Origin of the sequence: Xanthomonas arboricola pv. populi, assembly GCF_002939945.1 — a bacterium.
In the GTDB taxonomy this organism is placed as follows: Bacteria; Pseudomonadota; Gammaproteobacteria; order Xanthomonadales; family Xanthomonadaceae; genus Xanthomonas; species Xanthomonas arboricola_A.
In genome coordinates this window covers 931,343-952,623 of the sequence record NZ_MDEB01000001.1, presented here as the reverse complement: position 1 = coordinate 952,623, position 21,281 = coordinate 931,343, and the positions used below count along the sequence as shown (strand labels likewise).

21 protein-coding genes and 1 tRNA gene are annotated in these 21,281 nt (G+C 67.5%); 12 read left to right on the top strand and 10 right to left on the bottom strand.

Annotated elements, in window-relative coordinates:
* Positions 1 to 93 precede the first annotated feature (93 nt).
* The gene (locus XaplCFBP3123_RS04645; protein ID WP_104532941.1) at positions 94 to 513 is read right to left on the bottom strand and encodes a hypothetical protein; all 420 of its coding nucleotides are present in this window, start codon (positions 511 to 513) and stop codon (positions 94 to 96) included.
* Between the two features lie 174 nt (positions 514 to 687).
* Here XaplCFBP3123_RS04645 and sufT point away from each other — a divergent pair, with 174 nt between their 5' ends.
* The 4 genes from sufT (at position 688) to XaplCFBP3123_RS04625 (ending at position 6,124) form a co-directional block, all read left to right on the top strand.
* Positions 688 to 1,242, top strand: a complete 555-nt coding sequence (gene sufT / locus XaplCFBP3123_RS04640) for a putative Fe-S cluster assembly protein SufT (RefSeq protein ID WP_017156958.1) — start codon at positions 688 to 690, stop codon at positions 1,240 to 1,242.
* A gap of 66 nt (positions 1,243 to 1,308) precedes the next feature.
* Entirely contained in the window at positions 1,309 to 2,394 is a 1,086-nt protein-coding gene (locus XaplCFBP3123_RS04635; protein ID WP_039523741.1) for a branched-chain amino acid aminotransferase, read from the top strand.
* Between the two features lie 314 nt (positions 2,395 to 2,708).
* A complete protein-coding gene (locus XaplCFBP3123_RS04630) occupies positions 2,709 to 4,454 on the top strand; it encodes a S8 family peptidase (protein WP_104532940.1) in 1,746 nt (581 codons plus the stop codon).
* 260 nt (positions 4,455 to 4,714) lie between these two features.
* Entirely contained in the window at positions 4,715 to 6,124 is a 1,410-nt protein-coding gene (locus XaplCFBP3123_RS04625; protein WP_172453078.1) for a S8 family peptidase, read from the top strand.
* Positions 6,125 to 6,454: 330 nt separating this feature from the next.
* Here XaplCFBP3123_RS04625 and ybaK read toward each other — a convergent pair whose 3' ends face one another.
* The 4 genes from ybaK to wrbA all read right to left on the bottom strand — a co-directional run bounded on the left by ybaK (position 6,455) and on the right by wrbA (position 8,501).
* A complete protein-coding gene (gene ybaK, locus XaplCFBP3123_RS04620) occupies positions 6,455 to 6,928 on the bottom strand; it encodes a Cys-tRNA(Pro) deacylase (protein WP_104532939.1) in 474 nt (157 codons plus the stop codon).
* A gap of 4 nt (positions 6,929 to 6,932) precedes the next feature.
* Positions 6,933 to 7,418, bottom strand: coding sequence for an asparaginase domain-containing protein (locus XaplCFBP3123_RS04615; protein WP_102583828.1), 486 nt, complete (start codon positions 7,416 to 7,418; stop codon positions 6,933 to 6,935).
* An 85-nt stretch (positions 7,419 to 7,503) separates the two neighbouring features.
* Positions 7,504 to 7,848: a DUF2069 domain-containing protein gene (locus XaplCFBP3123_RS04610; RefSeq protein ID WP_104532938.1), complete on the bottom strand. Its 345-nt coding sequence runs from the start codon at positions 7,846 to 7,848 to the stop codon at positions 7,504 to 7,506.
* Entirely contained in the window at positions 7,845 to 8,501 is a 657-nt protein-coding gene (wrbA, locus tag XaplCFBP3123_RS04605) for an NAD(P)H:quinone oxidoreductase (protein WP_172453077.1), read from the bottom strand. Before wrbA ends, XaplCFBP3123_RS04610 begins: the two co-directional genes overlap by 4 nt.
* A gap of 51 nt (positions 8,502 to 8,552) precedes the next feature.
* Here wrbA and XaplCFBP3123_RS04600 point away from each other — a divergent pair, with 51 nt between their 5' ends.
* The 4 genes from XaplCFBP3123_RS04600 to XaplCFBP3123_RS04585 all read left to right on the top strand — a co-directional run bounded on the left by XaplCFBP3123_RS04600 (position 8,553) and on the right by XaplCFBP3123_RS04585 (position 12,015).
* Complete coding sequence (locus XaplCFBP3123_RS04600) at positions 8,553 to 9,830, top strand: YihY family inner membrane protein (RefSeq protein ID WP_104532936.1); 1,278 nt, start codon at positions 8,553 to 8,555, stop codon at positions 9,828 to 9,830.
* A complete protein-coding gene (locus XaplCFBP3123_RS04595; RefSeq protein WP_104532935.1) occupies positions 9,827 to 10,435 on the top strand; it encodes a TlpA family protein disulfide reductase in 609 nt (202 codons plus the stop codon). Before XaplCFBP3123_RS04600 ends, XaplCFBP3123_RS04595 begins: the two co-directional genes overlap by 4 nt.
* Positions 10,435 to 10,701 (top strand): acylphosphatase, encoded by a 267-nt coding sequence (locus XaplCFBP3123_RS04590; protein ID WP_104532934.1) that lies wholly within the window; start codon positions 10,435 to 10,437, stop codon positions 10,699 to 10,701. The genes XaplCFBP3123_RS04595 and XaplCFBP3123_RS04590 overlap by 1 nt, the downstream gene beginning before the upstream one ends.
* Positions 10,702 to 10,785: 84 nt before the next feature.
* On the top strand, positions 10,786 to 12,015 hold the full coding sequence (locus tag XaplCFBP3123_RS04585) for a hypothetical protein (protein WP_104532933.1): 1,230 nt from the start codon (positions 10,786 to 10,788) through the stop codon (positions 12,013 to 12,015).
* Here XaplCFBP3123_RS04585 and ppk2 read toward each other — a convergent pair.
* The 5 genes from ppk2 to hemA all read right to left on the bottom strand — a co-directional run bounded on the left by ppk2 (position 11,997) and on the right by hemA (position 17,906).
* A complete protein-coding gene (gene ppk2 / locus XaplCFBP3123_RS04580; protein ID WP_024938581.1) occupies positions 11,997 to 12,779 on the bottom strand; it encodes a polyphosphate kinase 2 in 783 nt (260 codons plus the stop codon). The two genes, XaplCFBP3123_RS04585 and ppk2, sit on opposite strands and share 19 nt — an antisense overlap.
* Positions 12,780 to 12,811: 32 nt before the next feature.
* Positions 12,812 to 13,330 carry a molybdenum cofactor biosynthesis protein B gene (gene moaB, locus XaplCFBP3123_RS04575; RefSeq protein ID WP_104532932.1) on the bottom strand — a complete coding sequence of 173 codons (519 nt, stop codon included), beginning with the start codon at positions 13,328 to 13,330 and terminating at the stop codon, positions 12,812 to 12,814.
* 511 nt (positions 13,331 to 13,841) lie between these two features.
* Positions 13,842 to 15,548, bottom strand: coding sequence for a tetratricopeptide repeat protein (locus tag XaplCFBP3123_RS04570; protein WP_104532931.1), 1,707 nt, complete (start codon positions 15,546 to 15,548; stop codon positions 13,842 to 13,844).
* Positions 15,545 to 16,630 (bottom strand): peptide chain release factor 1, encoded by a 1,086-nt coding sequence (gene prfA / locus XaplCFBP3123_RS04565; RefSeq protein ID WP_039530499.1) that lies wholly within the window; start codon positions 16,628 to 16,630, stop codon positions 15,545 to 15,547. The genes XaplCFBP3123_RS04570 and prfA overlap by 4 nt, the downstream gene beginning before the upstream one ends.
* Entirely contained in the window at positions 16,608 to 17,906 is a 1,299-nt protein-coding gene (gene hemA, locus XaplCFBP3123_RS04560) for a glutamyl-tRNA reductase (RefSeq protein WP_104532930.1), read from the bottom strand. Before hemA ends, prfA begins: the two co-directional genes overlap by 23 nt.
* Positions 17,907 to 17,971: 65 nt before the next feature.
* On the opposite strand from hemA, the gene XaplCFBP3123_RS04555 reads away from it, so the two are divergent.
* The 4 genes from XaplCFBP3123_RS04555 (at position 17,972) to XaplCFBP3123_RS04540 (ending at position 21,268) form a co-directional block, all read left to right on the top strand.
* Complete coding sequence (locus XaplCFBP3123_RS04555; protein ID WP_104532929.1) at positions 17,972 to 19,660, top strand: tetratricopeptide repeat protein; 1,689 nt, start codon at positions 17,972 to 17,974, stop codon at positions 19,658 to 19,660.
* Positions 19,657 to 20,319 carry a lipoprotein insertase outer membrane protein LolB gene (gene lolB / locus XaplCFBP3123_RS04550; protein ID WP_104532928.1) on the top strand — a complete coding sequence of 221 codons (663 nt, stop codon included), beginning with the start codon at positions 19,657 to 19,659 and terminating at the stop codon, positions 20,317 to 20,319. Before XaplCFBP3123_RS04555 ends, lolB begins: the two co-directional genes overlap by 4 nt.
* Positions 20,301 to 21,188, top strand: coding sequence for a 4-(cytidine 5'-diphospho)-2-C-methyl-D-erythritol kinase (gene ispE / locus XaplCFBP3123_RS04545; protein WP_104532927.1), 888 nt, complete (start codon positions 20,301 to 20,303; stop codon positions 21,186 to 21,188). The genes lolB and ispE overlap by 19 nt, the downstream gene beginning before the upstream one ends.
* A gap of 3 nt (positions 21,189 to 21,191) precedes the next feature.
* Positions 21,192 to 21,268: transfer RNA gene (locus tag XaplCFBP3123_RS04540), tRNA-Gln, on the top strand.
* Positions 21,269 to 21,281 lie beyond the last annotated feature (13 nt).

Sequence of the window (21,281 nt, the reverse complement as noted above, 5' to 3'; positions counted from 1 at the left end):
GCACTCAGTGGGAGTAGCGTTACCTGACGATATGCAGATGAAGCATCCAGCTTCAACGAATGCCGATGAGTAGCCGTTGGAAACGCGCTTGGCTCAGCGCGCCGCCCACCACGCCAGGACCAGTGCGGCGGCATAGCACAGCAGGTCAAAGCCGTTGTTGGCCAGTTGCAACAGGGTCCAGGCCAGCCCGGTGCCCATCTTCTGCGCCGAGGTCCACGGGTCCAGGCCCAGTGCGCCCCCCAGGTGCGCCGAGGCGATGCCCCAGTTGGCGCCGACGATGATCAATGCGGTCGCCACGACCGCGATGCCGGTGCGCAACGGGCCGGCGCCCAGCGTGCCCAGGCGCAACATCCAGACGATTTCCAGCGCCACCAGCACCGCCATCCAGCCGGCTTGATTACCGAGGGCAAGCGCGATGAGCATCCAGGCGATCAGGGCGGTGACGCATCCCAGCAGCAGGAGCGGGGGCCAGAGCCAGTGGGCGGTTCTGGCGGGCGCGGTGGTGGGCGGCATTGGAGCTCCTGACAGTGCGCACATGATAAGGCGCGCGACGTGCTTTGCGCGGTGATGGGCGCGCCGATGGAATGCAGCGTCGTCGCTGGCTCCATCCCGCAACGGCAGCGGCCTTGCCGTGGTCGGCTAGAATGGCGGACTTGCGCGCATCCGCCGCGGCCCCATATCCAGCCCATGTATTCCCGTAGCAGCGAACCCGTCCAGTTCGAACGCGATTGCGATGCCGTCATGGTGCCGCAGGGCGATTCGGTGACCCTGCCCGCAGGCAGTTACGGCTATATCACCCAGGCGCTTGGTGGCAGCTATACCGTCTTTGTCGAAGGCAACCTGTTCCGTATTGCCGGCAAGGATGGCGATGCGATCGGCAAGGAGGCCCCGCCGGGGCTGGAACTGCCCGCCAATGCCAGCGACGAAGAGGTGGAGGCACTGGTGTGGCAGCAGCTGCGCACCTGTTTCGACCCGGAGATCCCGTTCAATATCGTCGATCTGGGTCTGGTCTACGAGGCCGTGGTCAGCCATCGCGAGGAAGACGATCAGCGCCGGGTGGACGTCAAGATGACCCTCACCGCGCCCGGTTGCGGCATGGGCGAGATCCTGGTCGACGACGTGCGCAGCAAGGTGGAGATGATCCCGACCATTGCCGAAGCCGACGTCGAGCTGGTCTTCGACCCGCCGTGGGGCAGGCATATGATGTCCGAAGCGGCCCGTCTCGAGACCGGCATGCTCTGATCGTCAGGCGCCATGTCGAAGAGGTGTGGCGCCGCGTCCTTTCGCCCGCCATACAGGAATCTTCCGGTGTCCGTGTCCTTCGCTTCCACCCGTTCCCCGTCGCCGCGCAGTGCCGACGAGCTGTCCGTGATCCTGGCCGCACCCGGCTTCGGGCTGCATTTCACCGACCACATGGTCGCCATTTCCTGGACCAACGAGCTCGGTTGGCACGACGCGCAGGTACGCGCGTATGGCCCGCTGCAGCTGGATCCGGCCGCCTCGGTGCTGCATTACGGCCAGGAGATCTTCGAAGGCATCAAGGCCTACCGGCACGCCGACGGCTCCATCTGGACCTTCCGTCCGCAGGCCAATGGCGAGCGGCTGCAGCGCTCGGCGCGCCGGCTGGCGTTGCCGGAACTGCCGGTGGACCTGTTCGTCGAATCGCTGCGCCAGCTGGTGGCGGTGGATGCGAGCTGGGTGCCGTCGGCACCGGAAACCAGCCTGTATTTCCGCCCGTTCATGATTGCAGACGAGGCATTCCTGGGCGTGCGTGCGGCGCACAAGGCCTCGTACTACGTCATCGCAAGTCCCGCCGGTCCGTATTTCGCCAAGGGCGTGGCACCGGTGTCGATTTGGTTGTCCACCGAGTACGCACGTGCGGCCAAGGGCGGCACCGGTGCGGCCAAGTGCGGCGGCAACTACGCCGCCTCGCTGCTGCCGCAGCAGAAAGCCTATGCACAGGGCTGCTCGCAGGTGCTGTTCCTGGACCCGGTGGAAGGCAAGTACATCGAAGAACTGGGCGGCATGAACGTGTTCCTGGTCTACAAGGACGGCACGCTGGTGACGCCGGAACTGTCCGGCAGCATCCTGGAAGGCATCACCCGCGACAGCATCCTGCAACTGGCTCGCGATCGCGGCATGCAGGTGATCGAGCGCAAGGTCGCCATCGACGAGTGGAAGCAGGGCGTGGCGTCGGGCGAGATCACCGAGGTGTTCGCCTGCGGCACCGCTGCCGTGGTCACCCCGATCGGCGAGCTGAAGGGCGATGGCTTTGCGGTCGGCGACCTGTCCGCACCGGCCGGCGAGGTGACCATGTCGCTGCGCCAGGAGCTGACCGACATCCAGTACGGGCGCGTCCCGGACCGCCATGGTTGGCTGGTGCGTCTGTCCTGAGTCAATGCATCGCGTCAAAACAGGCCTCTGCGCGGTCGCGCAGGGGCCTTTTTTTGGGCGCAGCTCAGCAGATGTGTGGCAATGCATGTCCGAATGCGTCGTCAACTGACTGAACGGTGCCGTACGGCGTCACAAATCTGATATTTAATTTATGGAAAGTGCGAACTTCTTATTGTTCAGTTTGGTTGTAGTGCGGTAGGTTCACTGAACGGATCGATAACAGGGGATCGATCCGGGACCTCGGTGCTGACCTATGGAAGGCGGCACCGGCTACCACCGCCAAGGCGGTTCTCTTTGATCTAGAAGGGAATTCGATGTCGAACGAGTCTTTCCGCACGTGCCCCCGCGCACTGACCATCCTGAGCGCAGCTGCGCTGACCTCGTTACTGCTGGCAACCCCGGCCTTTGCCGGCGAGGTGTATCTGGATGGCCTGGCCACCGCCCAAACCCACCAGAAATTCATCGTGACCTACAAGGACGGCAGCACCGCGCTGGCCAGTCCAACCGCGTTGAGCACCTCGCTGCGCACCGCCGCGCGCGCCGTTCCGGCCAAGGCCGGCAAGGCGCTGGGCCTGAACTCGGTGCGCCGCCTGGCGCTGGGACCGGAGCTGGTCAAGACCGACCGCGCACTCGACCGCGCCGAAGCCGAAACCCTGATGCGCCAGCTGGCGTCCGACCCCAACGTGCAGAGCGTGGAAGTCGACCAGATCCTGCACGCCACGCTGACCCCGAACGACACCCGCCTGTCCGAGCAGTGGGCCTTCGGCACCACCAACGCCGGCCTCAATATCCGCCCGGCCTGGGACAAGTCCACCGGCGCCAATGTGGTGGTGGCGGTGATCGACACCGGCATCACCACCCATGCCGATCTCAACGCCAACATCCTGCCGGGTTACGACTTCATCAGCGATGCCACCACGGCGCGCGATGGCAACGGGCGCGACAGCAATCCCGCCGACGAAGGCGACTGGTACGCCGCCAATGAGTGCGGCACCGGCATTCCCGCCGCCAATTCCAGCTGGCATGGCACCCATGTAGCCGGCACGGTAGCCGCGGTGACCAACAACACCACCGGCGTGGCGGGCACGGCCTACAACGCCAAGGTCGTGCCGGTGCGCGTACTCGGCAAGTGCGGCGGCTCGCTGTCGGATATCGCCGACGCCATCATCTGGGCCTCCGGCGGCAGCGTCAGCGGCATTCCGGCCAATGCCAATCCGGCCGAAGTGATCAACATGTCGCTTGGCGGCGGCGGCACCTGCTCGACCACCATGCAGAACGCGATCAGCGGTGCGGTCTCGCGCGGCACCACGGTGGTGGTGGCGGCAGGCAACGATTCTGCCAACGTGTCCGGCTCGCTGCCGGCCAACTGCGCCAACGTGATCGCGGTGGCAGCCACCACCTCGGCCGGCGCCAAGGCCAGCTATTCCAACTTCGGCACCGGGATCGACGTGTCGGCGCCGGGCTCGGCGATCCTGTCCACGCTCAACAGCGGTACCACCACTCCGGGCAGTGCCAGCTACGCGTCCTACAACGGCACCTCGATGGCGGCGCCGCATGTGGCCGGCGTGGTCGCGCTGGTGCAGTCGGCCGCGCCGAGCGCACTCACGCCGGCAGCCGTGGAAACCCTGTTGAAGAACACCGCGCGTGCCCTGCCAGGCGCCTGCTCGGGCGGTTGCGGCGCCGGTATCGTCAATGCCGATGCAGCGGTGACCGCAGCCATCAGTGGCAGTAATGGCGGCGGCGGTGGCGGCACCGGCAACACCCTGACCAACGGCACGCCGGTCACCGATCTGGGTGCGGCCACGGGTGCGGAACTGAACTACACCATTGCGGTGCCGGCCGGTAGTGGCACGCTGACCGTGGCGATCAGCGGCGGCAGCGGCGATGCAGACCTCTACGTGCGTGCCGGCAGTGCGCCGACCGACACCACCTACACCTGCCGCCCGTACCGCAGCGGCAATGCCGAGACCTGCAGTATCAGCGCGCCATCGGGCACGTACTACGTGCGCGTCAAGGCGTACAGCACGTTCTCCGGCGTGACCTTGCGCGCCAGCTACTGAGGCAGGTCGGCACTGCCCGGCCATGGCCGGGCAGTGCCGATCCGCTGCAGCAGATCTACTTCACCCCATCAGCGATGTATCGCCCATGTCTGCCCCGTCGGCAGGCGCCGGTGATGTGTTGCCGCTCGACCGGAATGGACATCGGTCAGTCGTCTCGCCGGGCGTCCGCGCCCGTGCACTGCCGACCCGATCCGCAGCACGCGGAGACGGTTCGGCCATCTCGCCGCACCTGCGGCACCCTCTCAAATAAGGAACGATCGATGTCCAATGTGTCGCAACGTCGTGCGCCCACGCGCGCGCTGGTGGTCCTGGGTGTGTCTGCGCTGACCTCGCTGCTGGCGGTGCCGGCGTTTGCCGGTCAGGTCAATCTTTCCGGGTTGGATTCGCAGCCCACCCTGGACCGCTTCATCGTCAAGTACAGGGACGGCTCCAGCGCCGCGGTGAGCCCGACCTCGATGCGCGCATCGCTCAATTCGGTCGCCACCGCCGTGCCGGCACGCGCCGGCCGTGCGCTGGGCCTGAATCACGTGCGTCGCACCGCGCTGGGGTCGGAGGTGCTCAAGACCGACCGTGGCCTGGACCGCGCCGAGGCCGAGACGCTGATGCGCCGGATCGCTGCCGATCCGAGCGTTGAGTATGTGGAAGTCGACCAGATCATGTACCCGACGCTGACCCCCAACGACACCCGTCTGTCCGAGCAGTGGGGCTTCGGCACCACCGCCTCGAGCATCAACGTGCGTCCGGCCTGGGATACCGCCACCGGCACCGGCGTGGTCGTGGCGGTGATCGACACCGGCATCACCAGCCACCCGGACCTCAATGCCAACGTGCTGCCGGGTTACGACTTCATCAGCGACGCGGCACGCGCGCGCGACAACAATGGTCGCGACAACAATCCGGCCGACCAGGGCGACTGGAGCGCTGCCAATCAGTGCTATTCCGGTTCGCCTGCCAGCAATTCCAGCTGGCACGGCACCCACGTGGCCGGCACCATCGCCGCAGTCACCAACAACAGCACCGGCGTGGCCGGTACCGCGTTCAATGCGCGCATCGTACCGGTGCGTGCGCTGGGCCTGTGCGGCGGCACCACGTCCGACATCGCCGATGCGATTGTCTGGGCGTCCGGTGGCACCGTCTCGGGCGTGCCAGCCAATGCCAATCCGGCCGAAGTGATCAACATGTCGCTGGGCGGTAGCGGCGCCTGTTCGAGCACCTACCAGAACGCCATCAACGGCGCGGTGTCGCGCGGCACCACGGTGGTGGTGGCGGCCGGCAACAGCAATGCCAACGTGGCCAACTTCACCCCGGCCAGCTGCGCCAACGTGATCTCGGTGGCGTCGATCACCTCGGCCGGTGCGCGTTCGAGCTTCTCCAACTTCGGCAGCACCATCGACATCTCCGGCCCCGGCTCGGCGATCCTGTCCACGCTCAACAGCGGCACCACCACCCCGGGCAGCGCCAGCTACGCTTCCTATAACGGGACGTCGATGGCGGCCCCGCACGTGGCCGGCGTGGTGGCGTTGGTGCAGTCGGCGGCAAGCCGTCCGTTGACCCCGGCGGCGGTGGAAACGCTGTTGAAGAACACCGCACGTCCGCTGCCGGGCGCCTGCTCGGGCGGCTGCGGCGCCGGCATCGTCAACGCGGCCGGTGCCGTCAGCCAGACTCCGTAAGGCAGGCGCGGTGCCAGCGGCCGAGCCGTCGGCACCGCCTCGGTCTGCGTGATGCGGTGTGGTTGCAGCACGCTTGGTACTCCCATTGCCCCGCCAAAACGCGGGGCAATGGCGTTTTGGGCAGGTGCGGGAGGGCAGGTTGGCTCAATCCCGGTCGCCGCAGGCATCTGCCTTTCGGCGCGATCTTGCGTCGGCCACGTGGCGCTGGCGAACCAATCACATCGCAGCGGACGTGCGTGATCGCTGCCGCAAGCAAGAGGTACTTTCTGGATTTCCAAGTGCTGGTTGGCGCCAGCGGACACACACACGCGGCGCGGTGTGCCGCTGCGTCTAGTCGCAGACACTGCAGGGCCGCGCCTGCAATGCGGCGACGATGCCGTCGCCCGGCAATTCCAGCAGCAAACCGCGTTGCCCCGCGTTGATCCACAGCGAGGGGGCATCCAGTGCGCTGGCTTCGATCAGTACCGGCGCCTGGCGTTGTTGCCCGAGCGGGCTGATGCCGCCGACCTTGTAGCCGGTGCGGCGCTCGGCATCGGCCACCTCCATCATGCGCGCCGACTTGCCATTGCAGGCACTGGCCAGTTTCTTCAACGACACCCGGCGATCGCTCGGAATCACCACGCACACCGCCTGGTCGTCGACCCAGGCCATCAGTGTCTTCAGCACCGTGTGCGGCGCCAGCCCCAAGGCGTTTGCCGCCTGCACGCCTTTGGCGTCAGCATCGGCCCGGTAAGCGTAGGGGTGCAACACATAGGCCACGCCGGCGGCATCCAATGCCCTGGTTGCGCGGGTGGCCTTGCTCATGGCGTCAGAGCGACTCGAAGCGGTTGGCGGCGACGTTCTTGCGCACCTTTTCCGGATTCCAGATGCGTCCGTTCATGGCGATATACACGCCGGCCGGCAGCGACTGCACCGCACCGACCGCGCAGCCGATATTGAACTCGGCATCCGAGCCGCGGAAACGCGCCGGATTGAGCGCCCCGGTCATCACGATGGTCTTGTCGGCGATCGACTGCAGCACCTTGCCGGTTTCCACCATCGAATCGGTGCCGTGGGTGATCAGCACGTGACGCGTCGGCTGGGCGGCGATGGTGGCGCGCACCAGTTCGCGGTCGGCAGCGGTGATGTGCAGCGAATCCTTGCGGATGATCGGAATCACCGAGAAGCGGAAGGTCACGCCCAGCTCTTTGAGGATCTGGCCGATCTGCGGGTCGCCGATCTGGTAATCCGATTTGTCGTCGAAGTAGATCTTGTCGATCGTGCCACCGGTGGTGACGATCAGGAGGTCTTCCATTGCTGCGAGTCCTTCAAACGGGCGCGGTGCAGGCCGCGCGAGGGCCGTCATGATACGACCCCGGCGCATGCGTTGCCCAAGCGGGTCAACGTGGAGGGCGCGGGTGGCCGAAGCGCGCCGCCATGCCGGGGCCACCCACCAGTGCCACCACCAGCAGGGCCAGTACCACTTCCAGCCAGGCCAGCCCACGCGCCTGCGGCTGACTCCAGGCGGCCATCACGCCGTGACTGAACCAGCCCAACGCGAACACGCCGGCCCAGAAGCGCGCACGCGCGCTGCGCAGCGCCAGCGCAGCCATCAGCGCGGGCGGCAGCGCAAACACCAGCAGCGCCGCGGTGCGGTGGCGGTCGTCGTGAAACCAGGTCACGAACAACACCGTCAGCGCGATCAGCGCGGCAGTCAGCAGCCAATGCGTGGCGCGCAGGCTCACGGGCTGGCCAGGCGCCGGGCGATATCGGCCACCCGGCGGCCCAGCGCACGCGCCAGCAGGGCTTCGTCCTCGCTCGGTTGCGGGTCGCCGCCGGCGCCGGAGACGTGACTGGCCCCATAGGGCGTGCCGCCGCTTGTGGTATGGCTGAGCGCCGGCTCGGTGAACGGGATGCCGACGATCAGGCAGCCGTGGTGCAGCAGCGGCAGGTGCATCGACAGCAGGGTGGATTCCTGGCCGCCGTGCATCGAGGCAGTGGAAGTGAACGCCCCTGCCGGCTTGCCGGCCAGGGTACCGCTGGCCCACTCGGCGCCGAGGCTGTCGAGGAAATGCTTCACCGGCGCGGCCATGTTGCCGAAGCGGGTCGGGCTGCCCAGCAGCAGCCCGCTGCACTCGGCCAGATCGGCCTTGTCCACATACGGCGCGCCTTCGTCCGGCACCGGCGGGGCGCTGGTCTGGGTCACTGCCGCCACCGGCGGTACCGTACGCAGCCGCGCGCCCATGCCGGGTACTTCGCCGATGCCACGCGCGATCTGCCGCGCCAGCCGCGCCACCGAACCGCCACGGCTGTAATACAGCACCAGAATCTCCGCCATCGCGCATCCACCGCCTGTGTGAGTTGCCGCAGTATCGACCAAGCCGGCGTGTTGCTGCACGCCGCAGTTGCGGCAAGGCCGCGATGACGGCGCATCGGGTACCCTTGCGCGATGGCGCGTGTGAACAAACTCCATCAATGGAAAGAACGGCTGCGCGACCGCGCGCGGACGGTGAGCTTCGGGCGCTTCCTGTGGCGCCGCTTTCTCGATGACCGCCTGTTCCAGGCCGCCGCGTCGCTCGCCTACACCACGGTATTCGCGCTGGTGCCGCTGGCGATCGTGGTGTTCGGGGTGCTGTCGGCGTTTCCGGCCTTCAACGAATGGAAGGACGCCCTGACCGACTTCATCTTCAACAACTTCGTGCCCGGCGCGGCGCGTTCGGTGCAGAACTACCTCAATCGTTCGCTGGAAGATCTGGGCAAGTTCACCGTGGCCGGCATGGTCGCGCTGGTGGCCTCGCTGTTGATCACCCTGCACAGCATCGAGCAGACCTTCAACAGCATCTGGCGGGTGGCCGCCGCACGGCCGAAGGTGACCCGCTTCCTGATCTACTGGACGGTGCTGACCCTGGGCACGATGCTGGCGGCGGCTTCGATGGCGATGGCCGCCTACGTGTTCGCATTGCCGCTGTTCCGCACCACCGAAGGCCAGTGGCTGGCCGAATTCGCCTGGCGGCTGGCGCCGATGGCGGTGGAGTTCGTCTGCATCGTGCTGATCTACCGCGTGGTGCCGCAGCATGCGGTGCGCCTGCGGCACGCGCTGCCGGGCGCATTGCTGGCGGTGATCCTGATGGAGATCGTCAAATGGGGCTTCGGCTTCTATCTGGGCAATTTCCAGACCTACCAGCGCATTTACGGCGCGCTGTCGGCGCTGCCGATCCTGCTGTTGTGGATCTACCTGAGCTGGGTCTCGGTGCTGCTGGGCGCCTCGCTGGCCTCCTCGATGGCGGCATTCCGCTACCAGCCCGAAGCGATGCGGCTGCCGCCGGGCTTTGAAATCTATGGCTTGCTGCGCCTGCTCGGCCGGTTCCGCCAGGCACGCATCCACGGCAACGGGCTCGACGAAGACCGCATCCTGGCGCTGGAGCCGATGCTCACCGACACGCTGATGCAGGAGTTGCTGTGCGAACTCAAACGCATCCGCCTGCTGCGCCGCGACGAGCGCGGCCAATGGCTGCTGGCGCGCGATCTGGACGTAGTGCCGCTGGCCGAGCTCTACGAAAACTGCCAGTTGCGCGTGCCGATCGAAGACCGCCCCCTGCCGTGCCGCGACGATGCCTACGGCCAGGCCGCGGTCGCCGCGCTGGAACAACTGCGCCAACCCTTGCGCAGCGTGCTGGCGCAACCGGTCGGCGATCTCTACACCCATCTCCCCGGAGACCCCTCATGACCGTGCGCCTTGTGCGCGGCGCCTGTGCGCTGCTGTTGCCGCTGTTGTTGCTGACCGCCTGCAAGCCCACCGGCGAGGGCACGCCCGCCGCAGGCGGTGCAGCGCCGGCGACCACCGCACAGACGCCGGAAAAGCCGGTCGCCCCCGCCGACCCGGCCAGCGCGACCGATACCTCGGTGGTGCAGCAGACCGCCGAAATGCCCAAGCTGTCGCTGCCGACCGTGACCGGCGAGGCCTACGACCTGTCCACGCATCGCGGCAAGTGGGTGGTGGTCAATTTCTGGGCCACCTGGTGCGCGCCGTGCCTGAAGGAAATGCCCGAGCTGTCGGCGCTGCACACCATGCGCGACACCATCGAAGTGGTGGGCCTGGCCTATGAAGACATCAGTAGCGCCGACATGCAGGCGTTTCTGAAGGACCACCCGGTGTCGTACCCGATCGCCATCCTCGACCCCTACCAGCCGCCACAGGACTTCGCCACGCCACGCGGGTTGCCGATGACGTATCTGATCGGGCCGGACGGCAAGGTCGCCAAGCAGTTCCTCGGCCCGGTGACCGCACGCGACATCGAAACGGCGGTCGGCATCACCGGCAAGGCCGGCTGATGCAGGCAGCGCGCTTCCTCGTCACCGGCGTGGTGCAGGGCGTGTGGTTCCGCGCTTCCACCCGCGAGCGCGCGGTTGCGCTGGGCCTGTGTGGGCATGCGCGCAACCAGCCCGACGGCAGTGTGGAAGTGGTTGCTGCCGGGACAGACGCCGCACTCGAGGCGCTGGAAACCTGGTTATGGCAAGGCCCGTCGGCGGCCAGGGTCGCGGCGGTGACCCGCACGCCCTGCGCGCCGCCGCCGACTGAAGAGTTTGTAACTGGCTGAGTCGCTGCCGCCGGAGCCGGCCAACAGACTTGCGATACGTCGCCGATAACCTTGTCAGCGCGATCAGGCGTGCAGGGGGAATGTATGGCCGCTCCATCTCAAGATCACACCGACGGGCACGAACTGCCTGCACACCACCGCAATCGTCGCCTGGCGCAGCTTGCGCCATGGCTGTACCTGGGCGTCGTGTCGGGCAGCGGCTGGTTGTTGTTCCTACAACCGCAGACCCGTGTGCTGCAGCCCGGGCAGGCGAGCACCAGCTGGCTGCTGGCCTGGATCTTCGGCGGCATCGTGATCGGTGCGGTGCTATGGAGCCTGAAGCTTGCACGTCACGGCCTGGGCGCGTCCGCGGCAAGCTACCCGCTGTCGGCGCGTCTGCCCGATTCCTGGGCAGATGCCTATGCTGCCCTGTTGCGCCCGGTCACCGCCGCGCCGCTGGCGGCGCCCAAACCCGATCCTGCCGGCACCCAGCGCGGTGCAGCCTGGTACCGTTTCGGCGGCGGCATGCTCAGCGTGGAAAATTTCGATCCCAACGACGCCACCCGTGCGCCCTGGGACAACCTGGATGCCCAGGCCTGCATCGCGCGTCTGGACGATGTCCGTCCGGCCTGGCAGAACGCCACCGCCAACCGCGCGCTGCAACAGGAGCGTCGCTACTGGCTGGATGTGGTGCTGTCGCTGCTCGACCATGGCGTGATGCGGCCGCTGCAGGACGGCTACCTGCCCGATACCGCCACGCTGCGCACCGAACGTTTCCTGCTCGGCGCCGATGCCGGTCCGATCGTCCTGGCCGAGGTGCCGGCACTGTTCGCACGCCGCCTGGCGCTGGCGATCGAGGCCATGCCGGCCCCGCAACGCGAAGCCGCCGGCGTCCAATGGCGTCTGCTGCAGCAATTGCACGGCCTGGTTGCCGAAAGCCGCATGCTGGACGAGCGCTCGCAGGTCATCCAGGTGCTGGCGTGGAATCCGGACGTGGACCTGGATCAGGTCGAAGTGGCCTACATCCTGGCCGCCGAGTACCGTCAGGGCATGCGCGACTGGTTGCGCCGCGCCGCGCTGGTGCGTCTGCCGGACAGTGCGCTGCGCCTGGACGAAGTGCTGCTGTCGTCCTGCAGCCCGCTCGGCCCGCAGGCCGACGACGTGGATTACATCGAAGCGATGCGCCCGCTGCACCGCGGTTTCATCCAGCTGTTCAGTCAGCGCCTGAGCCAGCTGGTGCTGCAGGCCGAGCAGGCCGAACGCCAGGCCGGCCTGTATCCCTTGCCACGCGCCACCGCCGCCAGCGACGAGATCTCTCAGGACTGGCCGGCGTAATCGTCGATCGGTTCCAGCACGCCGTAACGTTCCTTGTGCGGCTTGCCGTCCAGCGGTGGCAGCTGCAACGTGTCATCGGGCACCGCGGTGTCCGGGAGCCGATCCAGCAGGTTGCGGATCAGGCTCAACCGGCCCCGCTTCTGGTCGTTGAAATCCACCAGCGTCCACGGCGCGTCGGGCGTATGCGTCACCTCGAGCATGCGCTCGCGTGCGGCGGTGTAGTCCTCGTACTTGCTGCGTGACTGCAGGTCCACCGGCGACAGCTTCCAGCCCTTGAGCGGATCTTCCTGGCGTTCGGCAAAGCGCTGTTCCTGCTCGGCCTGATCCACGCACAGCCAGTACTTGAACAGCAGGATGCCGTCGTCGACCAGCAGTTGTTCGAAGCGCGGCGCCTGCTCCAGAAACGCGTCGTACTGCGCGTCGGTGCAATAGCCCATCACCCGTTCCACGCCAGCGCGGTTGTACCAGCTGCGGTCCATCAGCACCAACTCGCCGGCCGCCGGCAGATGCGCCACATAGCGCTGGAAATACCATTGCGTGCTTTCGCGATCGTTGGGTGTCGGCAACGCCACCACCCGGCACTGGCGCGGGTTGAGATGGCTGGCGATGGCCTGGATCACGCCGCCCTTGCCGGCGGTGTCGCGGCCCTCCACCAGCACCAGCGCACGCTGGTTGGTATGGCGCAGCCAGCGCGCCATGTTGACCAGTTCCAGCTGCAGCGGTGCCAGCAACTTCTTGTAGGCCTTGCGTTTCAGGTGCGACATGCGCGTTCCAACAAGTGTGGAGAGCGCGCAGGCTATTCGCCCAGACGTGGACGCAGTGTCGCCAGATTGCAGGGCTGTGTACGCGCATCCAGCTGCGCACGCACGATCTTTTCCCAGGCCGTGCGGCAGGCCGAGGTGGAGCCGGGCAGGCAGAACACGAAGCTGTGATTGGCCAGCCCCGCGAACGCGCGCGACTGCAGCGACGAGGTGCCGATTTCCTCGACGCTGACTGCGCGGAACAATTCGCCGAAACCGGGCATGGTCTTGTCCAGCAGCGGCGTGATCGCCTCCGGCGTGCTGTCACGGCCGGTAAAACCGGTGCCGCCAGTGATCAGGATGCCGTCGACCTGCGCATCGGCGATCCACGCAGAGACGATCGCGCGCATGCGGTAGCGATCGTCCGGACACAAGGCGCGCTCGTGCAGCACGTGACCGTCGTGAGTCAGGGCATCGACCAGATAGTCGCCGGAGCGATCATCGGCCAGCGTGCGGCTGTCGGATACCGTCAGCACGCACAGGTGCAAGGGAATGAAGTCGGGATTGGAAGGCATGCCCCAAGCCTAGCGAGCCGTGACGCGCGGGTACAGCGCCACGGCGTGAAGCCGCACGACGTTAGTTGCAGGCGCGGGGCGCCAACGCGGGTGATACATGGCTGACAGTTCGCGCGAAGCCGATACGTCCGAGAGGGGCGAGGGTGGATCCAGCGCCATCTTTCAGTTGCCGGCTTCGGTGAGGGCGACAGCGCGGCCGGGGATCGGCTCCTCGGCTCGGCAGACATCCTGTCTGACTCGCCGTCGCGGCACATCCTTAGTGCCGCTCTCCGCCAATCCCCGGCCACGCTGCCGCTCGGCGCGTTGTTTCCATGACCTGAAAAGGTTTCGAAGAAACTCAATGCGGCTTTTAAGCGCCTCTCCCGTCGGGGCGAGGGGCACCGCTTGCGCGCCATGGGCGCGCGTGCCCTGGAGCGCAAGCGCCGCAAGCGCGGGCCGGGGCGCGGAGCGGGGGTTGGGGGTGAGGGTACGGCGGAAGACAGCCATCTACCTTGGAAAGGCAAGCAGCCCGCTAGTTACCCAGCCAACCATGTTGCCGCGCGAGTGCCTGCATCAGCTCCCCGAACCCATCGGCAAACCCCTCCATATCAAACACCCTGGACGCCCGTCGCAGCACATCCACCCGCGCACGCAAGGCATTCAATGCAGCCGGATCACCCGCCACCGCCACCGCCTTGGCCACAAATGCAGCGTCATCGGCCACATTCATCTCATCCAGCCCCAGATGATGATTCAAGCTGCCGGCCACGCGCGCGGCAAACGTCTCCCCCGGCGTCGTCAGTACCGGGCAACCCGCCCATAACGCATCCGATGCGGTGGTATGCGCGTTGTACGGATGCGTATCCAGGAACAGGTCGGCATGCCGGTAGCGCGCCAGATACTGCGCGTGCGGCAGCTTCGGCATGAAGACCAGGCGCTGCGCATCCACGCCTTGTGCCTGCGCCACCGCTCGCAGGCGCGCGTCGGCCTCGCCCGGTCCGGACAACAGCCACAGCATGCTGCCCGGCACCGCACGCAACACCGCCAACATGCGCGTCATGCTGCGTGGATTGAGCTTGTAGCTATTGTTGAAGCAGCACAGCACCACGCCATGCTCGGGCAAGCCGCACTGCGCCCGCGACGGCGGTTCGGCGACCACGCGCGAGGTATCCGACGGCTGGAACGCACCGTTCAAGCGTACTACGCGCTCGCTGTAAAACGGCTCCAGCGACGGCGGCAGCGCAAACGCATCACCCAGCACATAGTCCATCCACGGCGCGCCCGAGGTGCCCGGATACGCCAGCCAGTTGAGCTGCACCGGCGCCGGCCGTAACGCGAAGACCTCCGGGCGCCCGCCGCCGCCCCAGCCGCGCAGGTCGAACAGCAGATCGATGCCGTGGTCGCGGATGTGCCGCGCGGCGGCCAGGTGCCCGAGCGCGGTGACATCGTGCAGCGTGGTGGCGTGCGCAAGGCGCGCGCGGATCGCGCTGCGGTCGTCATGGCTGGTGGCGAACAGATGCAGTTGCAGCGCTGGCTGCCGGCGCTTTAGCGCTTCGAACAACGCGACCGTCAGCAAGCCGGTGGGATGCGCACCAAACCCATTGGAAACGAAGCCGAGCCGCAACGCGCCCTGGCTGCGCACGGCAGTCGGCGGTAGCGGGCGCACTATCGCAGCGACTGCCTGCGCGCGCGTCCGTGCACATGCCAGCTGTTCGGCAGCGCTGGCGTCCTCGCTCAGGAAGGCGAACGGTTCCACCGCAGCAGCGCCCTGCGCCACCGCGCTGCGCACCTGCGCAGCTAGTGCATCCAGCGCACGCCAATCGCACAGGCGGCGGCGCCAGTTGAGCAGTTGCGCAGTGATGTACGGCTCGTCGGGCAGCAACTGATGCGCACGCGTATACGCGGCCGCGGCAGCTTCGGCCTGGCCGGCATCTTCCAATGCATGCCCAAGCCATAACGCGATGCCCGGATGCTGCGGCACCAGGTCCGATGCCTGCTGCAGCAACGCTGCCGCTTCGGCATGCCGTTGCTGCGTCCAGCGTACCCGGCCAAGCCGCGCCACCGCTTCCGGATGGCGCGGTTGCAGTGCGAGCGCGCGTTGCACCGCGGCCTCGCCGGCAGCGACCGCGCCCATGCCGAGTTCGGCGTCGGCCAGCATCAGCCAGGCGATGAAATCACCCGGCTGGCGTCGCACCGCCTCGCGCAGCTGCAACAGCTCGCGCGGGACCTGCCCACTCACGGGCTGTCGCTCAACCGTGCCAGTTCGTCGGCCTGATGCTCGTGCAGCAGGCGTGCGATCAGCGCATCCAGATCGCCTTCGATGATGTTGGGCAGGTCGTACAACGTCAGGCCTTCCACGCGGTGGTCGGTGATGCGGCCCTGCGGGAAACTGTAGGTGCGGATGCGCTGGCTGCGGTCGCCGCTGCCGACCTGCAATTTGCGCGTCTGCGCTTCGGCGGCGGCCGCCTTGCTGCGTTCGGCTTCCACCAATTGCGCCTTCAGTCGCTTCATCGCCTTGTCGCGGTTGGCGTGCTGGCTGCGCTCGGTCTGGCATTCCACCACCACGCCGCTGGGCACATGGGTGATGCGGATCGCCGATTCGGTCTTGTTGACGTGCTGGCCGCCGGCACCGGACGAGCGGAAGGTGTCCACTTTCAGGTCGGCCGGGTTGATCACGATCTCTTCCACATCGTCGGCTTCGGGAATGATCGCCACCGTGGCCGCCGAAGTGTGGATGCGGCCCTGCGATTCGGTCGCCGGCACGCGCTGCACACGGTGGGTGCCGGATTCGAACTTCAAGCGCGAATACGCACCGCGTCCGACCACCCGTGCCACCACTTCCTTGTAGCCGCCGTGCTCGCCGGGGCTGTCGGATTCGATTTCCACCTTCCAGCCCTGGCGCTCGGCATAGCGCGCATACATGCGGAACAGGTCGCCGGCAAAGATCGCCGCCTCGTCGCCGCCGGTGCCGGCGCGCACTTCCAGGAACAGGTTGCCGTCGTCGCGCGGGTCGCGCGGCACCAGCAGCAATGCCAGTTGCGCATCCAGTTCTTCCAGGCGCGCCTGTGCGGCGGCGATCTCCTCTTCGGCCAGCTCGCGCATTTCCGGATCGTTGCGCATGGCTTCGGCCGCGCTCAGGTCGGCCTTGGCGCGCGCTTCGTCTTCCAGGGCCACGGCAACCGGCTCCAGCTGCGACAGTTCGCGCGACAGCGTGCGGAACTTGTCGTTGTTGTTGACCACATCGGGGTCGGAGAGCAGGTGCTGCAGTTCTTCGCGGCGCTCGGCCAGCGCTTCGAGCTTACGGCGCAGGGTCGGCGTCATCGGTCCTCGCGATCGGGGTAGTGACAGGGGGATGTTGGTAACCCGGTTTTTCCGGGAACAGCCGGTCGGCCGCGCTGGTCAATTCCAGGTCGTTGTTGAGCGCGGCATCGCGCAGCGCGGCGGTGGGCGGATGCAGCAAGCGGTTGGTCAGCGCGTGCGCCAGCTGTTCCAGCACTTCGTCGGCCGGTTTGCCGTTGTGCAATTGCTGGCGCGCCTTGGCCAGCAGTTCGTCGCGGGTGCTGTCGCCGAACGCGCGCAGGCGCTTCAGCGGCGCCTGGCGCGCATTGGCCTGCACCGTTTCGACATAGCGTGCCACCTGCAGGTCGATGATGGCTTCGGCCTGGTCGGCGGCTTCACGGCGGCCGCGGCGGTTGTCTTCCACCGCGCGTTCCAGATCGTCCACCGTGTACAGGTAGGCATCGCCCAGCTCGGCTACCGAGGCTTCGATATCGCGCGGCACCGCCAGGTCGAACAGCAGCATCGGCTTGCGTTTGCGCGCGCGCAGCGCCTGTTCCACCTGCATGCGCGTGACGATCGGCTCGCGCGCGGCGGTGGCCGAGAACACCACGTCGGCTTCGGCCAGATGGCGGTCCAGATCGGTCAGCGGCAGTGCGTAACCGCCGTGCTGGCTGGCCAGCGTCTGGGCATGGGCGAGCGTGCGATTGGCGATCAACAGGCGGCGTACGCGGCCTTCGCTCAGATGCTTGGCGGCCAGCTCGATGGTTTCGCCCGCGCCGATCAGCAGCACGGTGGATTCGTTGAGCCGCGCGAAGGATTCCTGTGCCAGCCGCACCGCGGTGGAGGCCACCGACACCGGATTGGCACCAACGCGGGTATCGGTACGTGCCCGCTTGGCCACCGAGAAGGTCTGCTGGAACAAGCGGTCCAGCCCGCTGCCCAGCGCGCCGTGCGCACGCGCCACTGCCCAGGCATCCTTCACCTGGCCCAGGATCTGCGGCTCGCCCAGCACCATCGAGTCCAGCCCGGTGGCGACGCGGAACAGGTGGCGTACCGCCTGCTCCTCCTGATGCTGATACAGATAGCCGCTCAAGCCCGGCGCGTGGGTTTCCAGCCAGCTCACCAGGCTGTGCGGGTCGTCGGCCATCGCATACAGCTCGGTGCGGTTGCAGGTGGACAGCAACGCGGCCTCGCGCACCTGCGGCAATGCGCGCAGGGATTCGAGCGCGCGCGGCAGCGCGTCACCTGCGAACGCCGCGCGTTCGCGCAGGTCCACAGGTGCGGTCTGGTGATTCAGTCCGAGCACCCACAACGTCATTGTTCAGTTGCTTGCGATAAGCTGGCGGCCATTCAGGGCCCCATTTTACGGCCCGGTTGCCCCCGATGCCTGTACCGATTCGCATCCTGTGTGTTCTTTTGCTGGTCGCAGTCTCAGCCAGTGCCGCTGCAGCACCCAAGAAAGCGCCGCCCGCGCCGCCGCCCGGCAGCGCCGGCACCGCCTCGCTGGAGCCGGTGCTCTCCGGCGAATTCGCCTTGCAGGCCGGGCAGTTGGACGATGCCGCCCGTGCCTATCTGGACGCCGCCAAGGCCGAAGCCGGCGACGCCGGGCTGGCCGAACGCGCCGCCCGCATCGCCATGCTGGCCAACGACGACCCGCGTGCGATCGAGGCCCTGGCGCTATGGCGCGCCCGCGCACCGGCGTCGATGTCCATGCGCAGTACCGAAGCCTCGCTGGCCTTGCGCCGCAACGACTTGCGTACCGCTCGCCGTGATCTGCTCGGCCTGCTCAAGGAGCCCGACCCGCGCGGCTGGCGCTTCGCCCTGATCGCCCTGGCCAATGGCGGGCGCGAGCCGGAAGCCTCGGCCGACGTGCTCGAAGACCTGGTCAAGGCCGGCGCCATCCCCAACCAGATCGAAGCCTGGCAGGAATTCGGCCGGCTCGCCCTGCGCATGGAGCGCCCGGCGCTGGCCAAGCGCATCGTCGACGAAGTGGTGCGCCGTTTCCCCGAAGAGCCGCGCGTGGCTTTGTTGCACGCCACCCAGCTGCAGCAGGAAGGCAAGAACGACGAAGCGCTGGCGCTGCTGAAGAATGTCGAGCCGCAGGCGGTCAAGGATTCCGAACTGCGTGGCGCGCTGGCCTTTGCCTACGACGCCATGGGGCAGACCGAAGCCGCCGCGCGGGTGTTGTCGACCGGGCCGCAGGACACCCAGACCTACGGGCTGCGCGCCTCCATGCTGGCCAAGGAAAAGGATCGCACCGCGCTGGAGGCGCTGTACGGCGAGCTCAAGAGCAACGCCACCAAGCCCGACCCGGACCGTCGCCTGCTGCTCGGCAAGATCGCCGAGTTCCTCAAGCGCTACGACGAGGCGGTGGAGTGGTATCGCGGCGTGCCCGGCGGCCCGCAGCTGAGCGAAGCGCGCCTGCGCGCTGCCAGCGCCCTGTACGAGTTGGGCCGCAAGCCCGAGGCGCTCGCCGAGGTCCGCGCATTGCAGAGCGATGCCACTGCCGACGACGACGCGCGTCGCGATGCCTACGTGCTCGAAGCCGAGCTGCACCAGCGCGCCGGCGACGCAGCGGGCGAACTGGATGCCTTCGAGCGCGGCCTGGCCGCCTATCCGGACGACGGCGCGCTGCTGTACGCCCGCGGTCTGGCCTGGGAACGCAGCGACGATGTTGCGCGTGCCGAGGCCGATCTGCGCAAGATCCTGGTTGCCGAACCGGAAAACGTGGCGGCGCTGAATGCGCTGGGCTACACCCTGGCCGACCGCACCACCCGCTACAAGGAAGCACTGGCACTGATCGATCGCGCCCGCACCGCCGACCCGGACAATCCGGCCATCGTCGACAGCTACGGCTGGGTGCTGTATCGCATGGGCCGCACCAAGGAAGCGTTGGTGCAGCTGCGCCGCGCCTGGGCCCTGGTCAAGGACCCGGAAATCGCCGCGCACGTGGGCGAGGTGCTGTGGGTCAGCGGCAAGCAGGACGAAGCGCGGCGCTACTTCGATGAAGCGCGGCGTCTGGATCCGGACAACCGCGCGCTGCAGCGCGCCGTGGAAAAATTCGCGCTATGAGTAGGGCGAGTAGGGCGATTCGAACACTGGCCCTGAGCGGGCTGGTGCTCGTCGGGCTGTCGGCCTGCGTCAGCGTGCCGCACGGGCAGGGCAGTGGCGCGGCAGTGGTCGATCAGGTGTCCGATGGTGCGCGTCAGGCCGAAGCCGCACGCCAGGCCTGGCTGCAGGCGCATCCGACCTGGTCGTTCCAGGGCCGGGTGGCGATCAGCAAGGGCAGCAACGCCGGTAGCGGTCGCATCGACTGGCAGCAGGACGGTGCCCAGTACCGCGTGCAGCTCAGCGCGCCGGTGACCCGGCAAAGTTGGGTGCTCACCGGCGACACCACCAGCGGCGCCGGACGCCTGGAAGGACTGGAAGGCGGCCCGCGCAGCGGTCCCGATGCCGAGCAGGTACTGCTGGAAGCGACCGGCTGGACCATCCCGGTCAACCAGATGCCGGACTGGGTCCGTGCGCTGCGCATCGTCGACGCGGGTGCCGAACGCGCGGATCTGGATGCGGCCGGGCGGCCGCGGACCGTGCAGCAGCATGGCTGGACAATCGACTTTCTCGCCTGGGCGCCGGCCAGCGCCGGCCAGCCCGAGTTGCCGCAGCGCATCGAAGCCCGCAACGGCGAGGCCAAGGTGCGTCTGCTGGTCGATCAATGGACGGTGTCGCCCTGATGTCTGCAGCGGAAGCGGGCTGGTCGGCGTGGCCTGCGCCGGCCAAGCTCAACCTGTTCCTGCGGATCGTCGGGCGCCGCCCCGATGGTTACCACCTGCTGCAGACCGTGTTCCGGCTGCTGGACTGGGGGGACGCCATTCATCTTCGCCTGCGCGATGACGGCCTGATCCGGCGCGTCGGCGACAGCCTGCCCGGCGTGGCGGAAGACGACGACCTGGTGATCCGGGCCGCACGCCTGCTGCAATCCAGCGCGGCCACGCAGGCCGGCGCCGACATCCGGGTCGACAAACGCATCCCCGCCGGCGGCGGTTTCGGCGGTGGCTCCTCGGATGCCGCCACCGTGCTGGTCGCGCTGAACGCCTTGTGGGGCCTGGGCTTGCCGATCGAGACGCTGGCCGGGCTGGGGCTGCGGCTGGGTGCCGACGTGCCGGTATTCGTGCGCGGGCACAACGCCTGGGCGGAGGGCATCGGCGAGCAACTGACCCCGATCAATCTAACGGCAGCGTCCTATGTGCTGGTCGATCCGGGCATTCACGTGCCCACCCCGGTCCTATTTCAATCACGGGAATTGACGCGGGATGCTGCGCCCGTGAAAATAGCGGACTTCGCTTCGGGTTCTCTGCTCGACAATGCGTTCGAGCCGGTCCTGCGGCGCCGTGAACCTGCCATCGAGGCCGTGTTCCAGGCGCTGTCCAGGATCGGGACGCCGCGTTTGACCGGGTCAGGGAGTGGGTGTTTCGTCGAGTTCGCCACGCGCGCTGCTGCAGAGCAGGCCATGGCGCAGTTGCCGGACAGCCTGAGGGCGTGGGTCGTGGAAGGTGTAACGCACTCGCCACTGCTCGATGCTCTGGACGCGAGACAGGTTTGATGCAGGGGCGTCGCCAAGAGGCCCAAGGCACCAGGTTTTGATCCTGGCATTCGTAGGTTCGAATCCTACCGCCCCTGCCAGTTGTTGATGCAG